Below are 12714 nucleotides of genomic sequence, written 5' to 3'. Positions count from 1 at the left end.
TCCGCAAGTCTCGATCCCAAATCGGATCGAACGATCGATTCGATCAATGACGATCGATATTAATTAGCAATCGCGGTCGGCTCTCGGTCGCGGATCGAGGCCATTACTAAGCTCGATTAAGCCGTGACAGTATCCAGGTAGCGATCGACAGTGTCCTTGCCACTCCCAATAAATTTAATGCGCCCGCGTTCGAGCCAAATTGCTTTGTCACAAGAAGCACTAATAAAATTGAGATCGTGGGATACAACTAATACCGTAGTATCACCATTGAGAAATTTGTCGATCCGATGTTGGCACTTGTTTTTAAAGCTTTGGTCGCCAACTGATAAGACTTCATCGAGGATCAAAATATCTGGCTGGACATCAGTCGCAATCGCAAATCCCAGTCTAGCTACCATCCCTGAAGATAAGCCTTTGACTGGTACTAAGGCATAATCATTCAACTCAGCAAACTCCAAAATCATTGATGTGCGTTCTTGCATTTCTCGCTTAGAAAAGCCCAGCAAAACACCGTACATAATAATGTTATCGCAGACGGAAATATTACCATCGAAACCTGCTCCTAATTCGATCAGTGGCGCAATATTGCCTTTGACTCTGACTTTACCAACAGTCGGTTCGAGAATACCAGAAACCAACTTGAGAAAGGTTGATTTCCCCGCGCCATTCCCACCTATAATCCCAATTTTCTCACCTGAATTAATAATTAGATTGACATCATCGATTACTAGCTTTTTGGCAGGTTTACGATATTTACCTGACACGATCGACAAGATTGTTTGCTTGATATCATAGGAAAATTCTTCTTGGGTACGTCGCCATAATGACACGCGATCGAAACTAATAACTTCCATCTAACTAAATATACTTGGTAATTGTATGGTTGACTAAATATCTCAAGACTAAGCAAATTTATATATCTACAAAAGATCCATAAACTTGGGTCGGAGCCAGTTAAAACAGAGCCAACCAATAGCCAAGATGATTATCCCACTCAACCACGCCCTAGTAATCAAAAATAGATCGGGTGGATTGCCAGATAGCACAATTTGTCTCAAACTCTCAATCACTGGGTATAAGGGATTTAACTCCAATAATGGGCGAATTTTGGGATCGACTATTGCGGCGGGATAAAATATTGGACTACTCATCATAATTACGAATTGAATCAATTCATATAAGAATGGTAGATCTCGAAAAAATACATAGAGAGAACTAGTCAAAAATCCAATTCCTGTGGATATTAAGATTAATGCAAGTAAAGGTAATGGGATCGCCATGACATTGATGAAACTTGACAAGTGGGGCGATAGGATAATAGTTACGATTATCAGAAGAGGTAACATCCCAACTGTTAATTGAAATATATTTGCAATGATAATAGAAACAGGAAAAACGGTAACGGGTAATTTAACTTTATTTAATAGCGAACCATTACTAACGATACTACTTAGTGCCTGAGCCGTTGAACCACTATAGAAGTGAATCACCGCTAATCCTGTGAATGCGGCTAGAATATATTCCCAGATCGAATCATGATAATATTTTCCAAACGCAGAACCAAATATGAGCGCGTATAGCCCAGTCATCATGAGTGGATTGAATAGCGACCAATATACACCCAAAAATGAGCCTCGATACCGGACTTTGATTTCGCGTCCGGCAAGTACAGATACTAGTTCCCAGTAACGGTAAATAGCGGACAACCTGGAGTGAGTCTCGATCGATCTAGTCATAGATATGTGAAACCTTTGGGTACGTCAAATTAGTATGATGTTATCATCATCTTTGCGGTTGCCATCATACTATAGATATTGCTGAAGTACATTAATTGTAGCTCGACCAGTTTGCGACCAACTAAACTGACTGGCGCGGTGTAGCCCAGCTTTTCGTAATTGTCGATGTAGTTCATCATCCTGACTAAGATCGAACATGGCTGAGGCAATATCTTTGACTTCATAAGGATCTACTAAAATTGCTGCGTCTCCCGCTACTTCTACTAATGCTGAGAGATTGGAAGTAATCACAGGTGTACCGCAAGCCATCGCTTCTAACACAGGTAAGCCAAAACCTTCCCATAAGCTAGGAAAAACTAATGCTCTAGCTTGTCTGATAATTTTTGGTAGATCGGAATAGGGGATATATTCGAGAAATTTTACTCGTCTTTCTAAACCAAGTTCGGATACTTGGGCACGTAATTGGGGTGTATACCGAGCATCTCCAGATCCCCCCAGCCATAGTTCATATCGCTCGCAGTTCGGTAGCTGACCAAAGGCTGCAATGATTCGAGCTACATTTTTGTAAGGATCGTGCCTCCCTAAATATAAAAAGTAAGGAGCATCATCTATTTCTGTTTCATCACTGGCGTAAAAATGATTCGGATCGTAAGCAAGGGGAATTGGCGTTACTTTTGATGCGGGGATGCCAAATAGATCGATCGTTTCTGCTGCTGTAGCCGTTGAGTTACAGATAATGTGAGTGGCTTGACTTAATACCTGCGGTATATACCATTTGAAATATTGATAGAGAGGTGAGGATAGCTTAGGAAATCTTAGAGGAATAAAGTCATGAACGGTAACAATATAGCGACAATTAGTAAATATGGGTGCTTCTGGGACAGGAGAGAATAATAGTGATGACTTAAATCGATCGTAAATTTTGGGCAGTTGGAACTGTGTCCACAACAATCGACGTAAATGCCCTTTCTGACCATCAGCATGAGTTATATTACTAGGAATAGTGTGACAGTTAAAATCAGAATAATTTGTTGATGTCAGCAATATTGGATCTAATAGCTTCAAGTAAGGGAAAATATTTTTAGTGTAGCTACCTAATCCTGTTGATTTAGAAAAAAGGACTGATAAATTAACAACTATTTGATTAGATCCCACAATGTTCTTTAAATAATATTTTTGATTGATTTTGTATGTTCGTTCGCTATGGTATTTTCAAAAGACAATCAAGGAATTGTTTTGCAGAATCATTCCATGAAAATATCTTGTACTTACTCCTAATGTGTGCTGTTAAACAATCGTATTCAAGATCTGAAGTAAGTATTTTTTGGAGAGCTTCATATAATTCTATCGGTTGATTTGGATCGAAATAGATGCAAAAATCGCCACCCACTTCAGGTAAAGATCCGCCTGTGCTAGAAATGACAGGTTTACCATGTTGCAAAGCTTCTACAACGGGCAATCCAAATCCCTCATAAAATGATGCTTGAATTAAACAATAACAATTGCGATATAAGACATCAAGTTGATAATCTGAGATTGAGCCTAATACATGCACTCTTTTTTGATACATTTCATTTGTTTCGATCGCTCGATCGGTTTCTACATCCCAGCCTTTATTGCCTGCCAAAATTAAATGTACATCTTGATAGTTTTCATCTGTCAATAAGTTAAATGCAGCAAGGATAGTTTTGATATTTTTGTGAGGAGTCAGACTACCGACTACTAATACATATCGACTGCTAATTATATCGATTGGATAACGATCGTCATTGGAATTTCCATCTCTAATCAATTCTTTACTTGTGAAGTTAGAACCCAGTCGAAAACTACTGACAATTGAACTACTATTATTTGGAAGTATACCTATAGCTTGGGCATGTGTATAATCTGCCGCACTTTGCTTAGATATACATAAAACTTTATCAAATAGTGGAGAATAATGACTATAAAAATTGACAAATCGATCGACAAATTTTTTCGAGCAATATTCTGGAAATTTTGTCGGTATGAGGTCGTAGCAAATTACTCCAATCGTCACTTGATGAGCTTTGAGATTCTGCAAAAAGTGATAGTATGATTCGGGTAAATCCCAGTTTGCATCAGCTATTATATAAATATCATTTTGGGAAAATCTGATATTTTCAAATTCAATATCGAGCGGATATATTTTTGACTTAAAAGCATTAATATTATTGATAACTTTATTTTTCAATTTAAGTAAAAAAATTGAAAATTTACTAATATTTTTGGCTGTAGAATCAAACAAGCGTATTTTAGCGATTGATTCACCATAAATGTCATCTCCAAAATTGAAAACTCGGCGCATACCATAACCATCGAACATTACTGGTATTATGTCTAAATCCAAGTATTCTGCACAGATCGCGATCGATTCTGAGGTTAGTTCGCGAACGACACGGTGAATTCCGGTATTCTTGTAGCTATTTTTTGCAGTATGAGTACAATCTAAAAATACTCGCATCTAATACCCTTATAATTTTGTTAGCTTTTAAAGTTGACTGAAGCGCGATCGCGCTTTGCAGTAAGATTTTCAGGTCAATCTGTTAATGTTTCGTGCCCATACTACCGGGTTAGTTATAATATTTCTAGATTGTATTAGCTCCAATAACTTTAGAGAATAAAGTCAGTACTAGCTTGGGATTACTGATATTTAAGTTGGCTGATTCACGTCCGACCAAATCAGCAAGCATCTTTTGTTTTGCTTCAGGAGAACGTAGTACTTGCTTGACAAAATCTGCATAGAGATCGGCGCACCGCTGGGGAGAGTGTTCGCTAGCGATATATGCAGACGATCGAGCGGATAATGACTTTCTATATTCGGTGTTTTCCGTTAGTAAAGTTAACGCCTTATAAATTTCTGCAACCTCATTACTTTGATTGGGTTGAGGTATTTTTAAAACCACATTATCAGGAAAATCAGCGAAGGAACCTATATCTGTCACCACTGTTGGCTTACCAACAGATAGTATTCGCAGTAACGAAGCCGAACTTTCACCTTTAAATGGAAATCTAAGATTCAGACAAATATCTGAGACTTCAATATATTTATAAAAGTCTGACATATTGACATGGCCTGTAATTTTAACTTTACCTTTCAATCCAAGCTTTTGAATTTCACTTTCGATATTTAATGAGCCGATATATTCTGTTCCACCTACAAATATTAAAATAGCCGAGCGATTACTTGATAAATATTTCTTGAAAGCTTGAAGAATCGAGAGAGGACGCTTGGTACTGTTGATAAAACCAAAGGTTGAAACCACCAAGCTATCGATCGGAATATCAAATTCGGCACGAATATCTTCAACCGAGTTTTTTGAAGAAATATATTCGGGAACTAACTGTGGTATCCAAGCAATATAATTATTGTCATGACTATGGTTTTTGACAGCAACGTCATAAGCCCATTTACTATGTAAAACTACTCCCAGCGATCGTGTAAAAATTCGCCGATTTATATAAATTCCTGCTTCGGGTAAAGTACTATCTATGCTAAGTCGATCTTGCTGAATAAGATTGCTAATCTCTATTGCTTTATCATTTCCATAACTATGATCTAATTCATTAAAAAGTTTAATCCCTAGTTGTGGTTGATGGGTGTCTATATAACTAATCAGCCCACCTAAATAATAATCATGCAACACTGAAATGCCTCCATATTTCATTAGTTGTGAATACATGTAAGCATGATAGCTACTGTTACCGATCTGATAAATAATCGCCTCATACTGATGTTTTACTAAGTTTCGCTCGAATTGACTATGAGGTGACAAGTTTTTAGTTATCCTCAGATCGGGTAAATAATCTTCATCGTGGTAAGAATAAATATTGAATTGCTGTGATAGTGATGGTAGCAAATCATAACTATAATCTGAAATACCAGATTTAATTGGTTTAAATGGACTGAAAAAAGCTAATTGAATTTTATGCGGCTCTGTTGTGACTCGGCCAAATGATATACTAATCCGCTGTAAAGGTTGGTGTTCTAACAAAACATCAGAAATTTGACGAGTGACTGACTGCCAAGTAAATTTTGATGCCCGCTCTAATGCATGTTCTGATAACCTGCTTTGCAAATTTTGATTAGAGAGAACTTCTTGCATTGCTCTAGCCACGTCTGCTGATGAGTGCGGATCGAATAATCGATCGCTAGCACCGAGAATTTCTGGTAAAGAAGAGTTATTACTAGCAATAGCAGGCGCACCACAAGCAAGTGCTTCCAATAAAGGTAAACCAAAGCCTTCATAAAAAGATGGGAACACAAATAAAGAACATGTCGAATACAAAGCTCTCAGCTCTAAATCTGTAACATAATTAGTTAAAATCAGCGATCTCTCTATTCCTAATTTGGCTGCTAAGATATTAATTTCATTGGTAAAAGAAGCAGACACCTTACACGCAACAACTAATTGATGAGACTCCTTGAGCTGTTCCGGTAATTTGGCAAATGCCTCGACCGCACCTTCGATATTTTTACGCCAGTCCTCTCCACCTGTATAGAGAATAAACTGTTTGTTAATGTTGAATTTTTCAGCAAATACTTTCCACCAAGCTTTGCGAGCGTCAAGTGAAATTGGTGCGAAGAAGCTAGACACGCCACCCGATATATTTAGAACTTTATCGGGAGATTTATTTAAATACTTAATGGTATCTTGACGAGTAGATTCTGAAATTGCAAACACAAAATCAGCATTGCGGATGTTTTCTAATCGCTTCAGGTACAAGTGGCGCGTATCTAAATTATTTAGATATCGATCGGCAAATATTAATGGTATCAAATCATAGCAGACCACAAAAATTTTTTTGTGAAAATCACTAAAGTTGGGAATAGTAGAATCCAATCCTTCCATCGGGCTTGGGATGAATAATCCATCTAAGCCTGAAGCTGAAAAGGTAGTTTTCATTAACAGATCGTTAATATCGCAACTACCAATATTTGGATAATTAATGTAGCTGTAAGGAAATACATCGCGATCTAATTCTGGTTCTGGTAAAGTTTTATTAGCATATAGCTGATATTCCAGAGAATTTTGTTCGGTAAGCAAAGCTTCTAATATTGATTGTGTATAACGACCGATTCCCCTGTTTTTAGAGTTTTGTGTTTGAAGGGCTTGAAGATCGACGCCTATTTTCATATATGTAAATGCTTAATACTTTTTTAAAAGAACAATTTTAAATCTTTTCACACACGAGCATAGCGACAGCTCCAGGAAGGTAATTGTTAGGATCGTGAGCTTTTAAAGATGCTTCAGCTTCATCATTTGTTACACTATAGGTAAAATCATCGAGACGAATTCCGTAAGCAGCTCGAACGATCCTAAAATCTTGAACTAGACTTTGAAGAGATTCCCGATCGTAGATCCGATGGACTGGTGTTAACGCCCTTTGACCGTAAGGAACTGTCATGATAAAACTACCACCTGGTTTAATAAGTGAGTGGATTTTTTCTACTGCTTGACGATCTAACCCTGCGCCTACTTCATCTCCATACCAACCTAAACCGATATGTTCTAAAGTAGATAAAGCAATTACACAATCAAAGCTGGCTATAGGTAAAACGGGATGACAAATATCACTTTTAATAAACTTTAAATTTGGGTGTGACAAGGAGATCGGACGAATATCTATTGCTGTAACAGAATAGTTTAGGCTAGCTAATTCATACGCAAGCAAACTTTCCGCAGAACCTACATCCAAGATTTTTACCTGATTAGACTCATACAAACGAGCCAAAGATAATAGTATAAAATTTTTCTCGACAATTCTCTCAGTCGTTCCGGCCCAATGTGCTTTATCATTATGATAACTCACATTTATAGGCTCGTTAAACCACAAACCGCTTGCTACTCTAGATTCTTCAATAGACAAAGATTTAATTGTTAAACTTTCATCGACTTCTAATCTTGTTATGATTTGTGCAATTTCACTTTCAATCTGAGGAATAGTGCCAATTTTAGTTGTCAATAAAGAAATCTGTTCTAATAATTGCTGATTTATCTGAGTAAGATGCTCGACCTTTATCTCAAGTTTAGAAATTTTTTCTGATTCTTTTGGTGATAAATTTATTTTATCTATTTTTTCATTCAAAACATGCAAATAACTGCTGTTCTCTTCTTCTTTGAATGATAATTCCCGATTTTTTTGAACAAGTCCATACAAAATTTGTCTAATGGTCGCATTAAAAAATACCTGCCTTTTCAGAATAGGCCATGCTATCCTCTTAAGAATCTTTTTAATATATTTACGTACCAGCTTATTGTATGTATTATTAAAAAATAGTAAATAATTGCCCTCTATTTCTGGATGTGAATAGTTGTGACTTTGTAATTCGTTAACGCTTGATAATTCTATATTTTTAATTTCATCGCTAGTAGCGGTAACAATTTTAATTGATTCACTTTTATCGTTGCTGTTATTAACGATTTTAATTGATTTATCGTAAGCATCAATAATACGATTAAATATTGTGTATTCTCTCATTCAAAAATTTTCTGTGTGAATATGAATAGAATAATAACTACATATTTTCAATAGCAATACTTAGTAAAGAATATTAATGGCAGTGTCGTCGATCGATTGAAGCGCACGATCGAGCGGATTGAGATAGTTGATGCTACTGAATCTAACATTGGTATCGCCTTCTAGATTGGGGTTTGAGGATACAGTAGCATAAATACTAACACGATCGATCTCAACATTGAAGTAACTTACATCTCGAGCAGATCTCGACCTCGTTGCGCGATCGAGATAGATGAGGTCTCGAAGTAACGATCGTCTCTGCTCAAAGCAGTTTGAGCTTATTAGAGCATTAGCACCTAACCTCGATTGCCAATGATGCCCCAGACAGATGCACGATACTGAGCTTACGATCGATCGCAATCCGTAGTGTCGATCGATCGTTACGCTCTCACCCACCCGTCGATTTAACACCTGCAATACCAAGCGTCGAACTTCTTGTCTCGATACCATGTTATTCAGGTGTACTTTAGCACTAAGTTGATGATAAAATGGTATTAAATCAGCAGAATACTACTACTCTAGTGCAAAATAGCACTAATTAAGTCTAGTCATGACAGCAACCAAGACGGTTAATACAGCAGCCGAATGTGCGAACGACAAAGGTGGTACCGCACCCACAGCACCAGAATTAGTGCTGCCAGAAGATGTGCGAATTACGATGTCAATTCCAGGCGAACTAACCGCAGTAATCGACAGACTCAGAAAGCCAACCAAAACCAGTCGCCGGACTTGGCTATTGCAAGCTGCTTACGAAAAGCTCAAACGCGATGGTGAAATATAACCCACATTCCGCACCGATCCTCGTTCGACCGAGCCTGAGCGGTGCGTACCCTGACGGGATAGCACACCCTACCAGATGCGAAAAATAAGGCTTTTTAGCAGCGATTTTATCAAGTGCGGAATGTGAAATATAACTACTAAATTTAGGGTCTGAATAGATGACATTTGAAGAGATGGATTTAATTCTACAGAAGATGGTTGTTGCTCAACGGGAATTTCAAGAGGAAGTGCGAACGATCGTCAGATCCAACGACAGGACTATTCAGGCGATGCTCGACCAAACGGCAACAGACAGATTGAAAAGAGATGAAGAAAGAGCAGAGCACCAGAGTAGAATCCAACTGTTAGAAGCTAACAACCGAATTCTCGCTAACACGCAGCAGGGAGTAGCAGCATTGCTGGGGTCGATTGATGAAGACCGTCCCACAATTTTGCGGAAGCTCAATACGGTTGCCGAAGGCAGGTCTTCGACCAACGAGCAACAGACCAATTCTATCCTCGATCGTCTACCTCTAAAATAGTACCGATCGGATACTATTTAAGTGTTTAAATGCGGTTAAATCGGATCTATTCGATCTAGCGATTACTGCGGTCGATAACTTTGAATTTGCTGACCGTCGGGAGGACATTACCGAACAGATTGAGATATTGGCAGTATCATCGATCGATATGAAGCGTGCGATCTAAAGAGCCAGAGTAGGTCTTGACTCATCCGTCACTATCTCCAAATAATTCAAGTGAAGTGCAACGCATGAAATTGTCAAATTTCATGTAGTCACTTGTGATAAAATTGTACTAAAGCAAGTCTAACCTCCTCACCTAAAACTAGAATCAGCGTAAGCCCTTCTCTGACCTCGCTAAAGCTATGTATTAGTACGAGTTACCTAGATACCTACCCACCGCCGACAAACTGCCATGCTCCATGGTTGTATTGGTACGATCGAGATGCCAATCGCTATCCGACCCCATACGAACAGATCGAACTCGAACGCCAACGTGCCGACGATGCCGATCTCTTAATCGAACGAGAACGCCAACAAACCGATCGAGAACGCCAACGCGCCGAACGGTTGGCGGCTCAATTACGCGCGTTGGGCATCGAACCGGATTAGCGTTGGCGTAGTCGAGATCGCTGTAGGTAATCGTTCTAAATAGTAAGCTATTGACTTAATATCCACTTGAGAATACCAAGAATTTTCTGCACGGGTGTAACCAAATAATTAGTAGGATCGATCGTCACATCATTGCCTTCTAATTTAAGAAATTGCCAGAGCGTACCACTAGTTACACAACCATAAATAACTGGAATACTTCTATTTTTAAGCTGATTATAGCTTTGGGCTGCTACCATTTCAGCTACACATTGACCCAATCCACTTTCAATCTCCCCTCGTTTAGCCTCAACTAGCATTAATACCGGAGCATCGATTGTAAATTGATTTTCAGACTTGCTAAACAGAAAGTCACAGAAGCCATTTAAACCCTTCTCCTGGTCTACATTAAACTCTTCACCAGAAAATAATTGTACTTGCCGATTGACCAGTCTTCTTGCCTGAACCAAAATTGGGCTAACCAACAACTCAGACTTGGCTTTTTCAGATTTTGCCACCTCAGCTAGAGCAAATGACTCATCAAAAATAGCCAAGAATTCTGATTGAGGTTCAGAAATGGGAAAAAGCTCACAGAACCGATTATTTGTTAACTTTAGATCGAACCTGTCTTTTACTAACTCTAAAGTAAAATTATTGTATGCCATTTACGTCACCTCAAATTAATTTGACTCACTAAGAGGTCTTTGGCACTAGCTCGATCTAGCGATTACTGCGGTAGATAACTTTGAATTTGCTGACCGTCGGCACCGTAGACTTCGATCGGGAGTTTAGCATTATCGCCGATCGCTTGAAGGGCATTGCCGAGGGTATTTACATGATTGAGGATGCCAGCTTTAGCATTGCCATCACCTTGACTAGCCGCAGCCATCGCCGTCTGTTTGACTGTCTGGGTATATAAGGACATCAAGCGGACGACGATCGATTTATTGCTGACTGTATAGGTACAAATCTGCGGGCTCCCGGCGCAAGTTCGTTGCAAGTCTCTAGTTGCTAAGGCGATTTTTTGAGCGTCTTTGAGCTGATTTTCGACCTGTTGAAAACTTTTGGTGTATTCCAGTGCTAGGGGTTGAGCTTGCGGATACATCGCACTCGTCTTGGGAATACTTTGGATCGCGACTACCGACTGATTCCATTGAGCGACGGCTTGAGGTAGTTGGTTATTTTTCTGGGCTAGTTTCGCCGATTCTGCTAGTTTGACGGCATTTTGATAGTTTCGATCGGCTTTATCCTCTTCTATAAATTTCTCTTGGGCAGCAAAAATCTGGGGTTGAGCGGACTTGAGTACTGCCTGTGCCGGGGTATAAGCAATAGTTGTCGCTGGAATGCTGCCTAGCTGACTGCTGACGGTATCCCATTGGGTTTTGACTCCCTGCCATTCGGTTAGGGATTTGGCGGTTGTCTGGGCTAATTTAGCGGCTTTGATACCTTCCATTGCCGACTTGAGTTTTTGTTCGGCAGTTGTTTCCATGCCGATTTGCTTATCGACGTCCACCAATCGCTCTTGGTAGTCGGTAAGTTTTTGCCGAGCAAGAGGATAAACTTGACTGGTTGTAGGAATTGTGCTAAGGCTAGAAATTGATTCCATCCACATCTGTTTGCTCTGTTGCCATTTTAAGAGCGTAATCGGTGGGGTTTTGACTAGTGTAGTTGCTTTGTAGGCTTGATTCATCGCCGCCACGGTCGTATCCAGCTCGGCTGTAGCTGGGAGTGTGGCTTGGAGGGCATTTTGAGCGCTGCCATAACTTCCCGACCATGCGGGAATGGTACCGAGCGCATCGACACTTTGATGGAGCTGCTTTTGAGCGGTTAATACTTCTTGTCCGGTGGCTGTGGGATTTTTGAGAGCTGCCAGTGAAGATTTGGTGAGTTGGGTGGCGGTATTTAGCTCCGTACAAACAGAGAAGACGCAGGGACGAGTGCCCATATATCCGGCACCCGTACCGAGTGCCAGCAGTCCTAGACCCCCAAGGAGCGGCATGAGTAGCTTGTGACGTTTGGTAGCCGCAGGTGGGTAGGTTGAGGAAGCATCACCGTTTGCGAAGGAATGTTCGATGTCCGCGACAAAAGCGTCAGCATCGATCGTGACGAGTCGATCTGAATAGTCGGCGCGATCGTGGCGCGACACTGCACTTATCGGCTCACGATCGCTCGGTACGACCTCTGGTATTGTCGAAGGGATGGAATCGTTGTCCGGGCTATCGGCTGAAAGCTGGATGGGATTACCATTTTCTAGGTGTGGACGATCGCGATCCAAGGCGATCCGATCTTCGCGCATTCCTGTCATCGCGGGGGCGGCTTCGCCCGGTACGGTTTTGTTGACGAGGGGATAGACGGTAAAGCCTTGCTGGCTATAGGGGCGTCGATCGCCTTCGGTACGGAGGTATAGTTTGACCGCTAAGGGCGTTTTCGGTTCTTCGGCTTGCAGGGCACGTTCTAGCACGCTAAAGGTATCGGGAATATCGACGGACACTTCAGCCGGGTGTTGGGCGAGTACCCACAGGGTATCGTCTTTGTATAGGCACTGCACCCGGAATGGAATAATCCGC

General features: G+C 40.2%; 11 protein-coding genes. 3 read left to right on the top strand and 8 right to left on the bottom strand.

What is annotated here, in order from left to right; genetic code table 11:
- Nucleotides 1-116 precede the first annotated feature (116 nt).
- From RMO35_RS11390 to RMO35_RS11365, 6 genes are all read right to left on the bottom strand, one after another.
- Nucleotides 117-854 carry an ATP-binding cassette domain-containing protein gene (locus RMO35_RS11390; RefSeq protein WP_309741310.1) on the bottom strand — a complete coding sequence of 246 codons (738 nt, stop codon included), beginning with the start codon at nucleotides 852-854 and terminating at the stop codon, nucleotides 117-119.
- A 66-nt stretch (nucleotides 855-920) separates the two neighbouring features.
- Nucleotides 921-1736 (bottom strand): ABC transporter permease, encoded by an 816-nt coding sequence (locus RMO35_RS11385; RefSeq protein WP_309741309.1) that lies wholly within the window; start codon nucleotides 1734-1736, stop codon nucleotides 921-923.
- A 69-nt stretch (nucleotides 1737-1805) separates the two neighbouring features.
- Nucleotides 1806-2891: a glycosyltransferase family 4 protein gene (locus RMO35_RS11380; RefSeq protein ID WP_396134895.1), complete on the bottom strand. Its 1086-nt coding sequence runs from the start codon at nucleotides 2889-2891 to the stop codon at nucleotides 1806-1808.
- A 46-nt stretch (nucleotides 2892-2937) separates the two neighbouring features.
- On the bottom strand, nucleotides 2938-4218 hold the full coding sequence (locus tag RMO35_RS11375) for a glycosyltransferase family 1 protein (protein ID WP_309741305.1): 1281 nt from the start codon (nucleotides 4216-4218) through the stop codon (nucleotides 2938-2940).
- A 124-nt stretch (nucleotides 4219-4342) separates the two neighbouring features.
- Nucleotides 4343-6892: a glycosyltransferase gene (locus RMO35_RS11370; RefSeq protein WP_309741303.1), complete on the bottom strand. Its 2550-nt coding sequence runs from the start codon at nucleotides 6890-6892 to the stop codon at nucleotides 4343-4345.
- A gap of 37 nt (nucleotides 6893-6929) precedes the next feature.
- On the bottom strand, nucleotides 6930-8237 hold the full coding sequence (locus RMO35_RS11365) for a class I SAM-dependent methyltransferase (RefSeq protein ID WP_309741301.1): 1308 nt from the start codon (nucleotides 8235-8237) through the stop codon (nucleotides 6930-6932).
- Between the two features lie 589 nt (nucleotides 8238-8826).
- Between RMO35_RS11365 and RMO35_RS11360 the strand changes: the two genes are divergently transcribed.
- From RMO35_RS11360 to RMO35_RS11350, 3 genes are all read left to right on the top strand, one after another.
- Nucleotides 8827-9057 (top strand): hypothetical protein, encoded by a 231-nt coding sequence (locus tag RMO35_RS11360; RefSeq protein WP_309741300.1) that lies wholly within the window; start codon nucleotides 8827-8829, stop codon nucleotides 9055-9057.
- Between the two features lie 157 nt (nucleotides 9058-9214).
- Nucleotides 9215-9577, top strand: coding sequence for a hypothetical protein (locus tag RMO35_RS11355; RefSeq protein ID WP_309741297.1), 363 nt, complete (start codon nucleotides 9215-9217; stop codon nucleotides 9575-9577).
- Between the two features lie 405 nt (nucleotides 9578-9982).
- Entirely contained in the window at nucleotides 9983-10168 is a 186-nt protein-coding gene (locus RMO35_RS11350) for a hypothetical protein (protein WP_309741295.1), read from the top strand.
- Between the two features lie 47 nt (nucleotides 10169-10215).
- Here RMO35_RS11350 and RMO35_RS11345 read toward each other — a convergent pair whose 3' ends face one another.
- Both RMO35_RS11345 and RMO35_RS11340 read right to left on the bottom strand, forming a co-directional pair.
- Nucleotides 10216-10812: a hypothetical protein gene (locus RMO35_RS11345; RefSeq protein WP_309741294.1), complete on the bottom strand. Its 597-nt coding sequence runs from the start codon at nucleotides 10810-10812 to the stop codon at nucleotides 10216-10218.
- A gap of 62 nt (nucleotides 10813-10874) precedes the next feature.
- Nucleotides 10875-12714: hypothetical protein (locus RMO35_RS11340; RefSeq protein ID WP_309741293.1), on the bottom strand; the 1840-nt coding region annotated here is incomplete at its 5' end.

The sequence above is a fragment of the Chamaesiphon sp. OTE_20_metabat_361 genome, from assembly GCF_031364565.1.
The sequence above is the reverse complement of the archived record's forward strand: the minus strand, read 5'-3'. Positions and strand labels throughout refer to the sequence as shown.

Bases quoted from the DNA above. Each gene is read 5' to 3' on its own strand.
- RMO35_RS11390 (WP_309741310.1), bottom strand. From the start codon at position 854: ATGGAAGTTATTAGTTTCGATCGCGTGTCATTATGGCGACGTACCCAA.
- RMO35_RS11385 (WP_309741309.1), bottom strand. From the start codon at position 1,736: ATGACTAGATCGATCGAGACTCACTCCAGGTTGTCCGCTATTTACCGT.
- RMO35_RS11375 (WP_309741305.1), bottom strand. From the start codon at position 4,218: ATGCGAGTATTTTTAGATTGTACTCATACTGCAAAAAATAGCTACAAG.
- RMO35_RS11370 (WP_309741303.1), bottom strand. From the start codon at position 6,892: ATGAAAATAGGCGTCGATCTTCAAGCCCTTCAAACACAAAACTCTAAA.
- RMO35_RS11365 (WP_309741301.1), bottom strand. From the start codon at position 8,237: ATGAGAGAATACACAATATTTAATCGTATTATTGATGCTTACGATAAA.
- RMO35_RS11360 (WP_309741300.1), top strand. From the start codon at position 8,827: ATGACAGCAACCAAGACGGTTAATACAGCAGCCGAATGTGCGAACGAC.
- RMO35_RS11355 (WP_309741297.1), top strand. From the start codon at position 9,215: ATGACATTTGAAGAGATGGATTTAATTCTACAGAAGATGGTTGTTGCT.
- RMO35_RS11345 (WP_309741294.1), bottom strand. From the start codon at position 10,812: ATGGCATACAATAATTTTACTTTAGAGTTAGTAAAAGACAGGTTCGAT.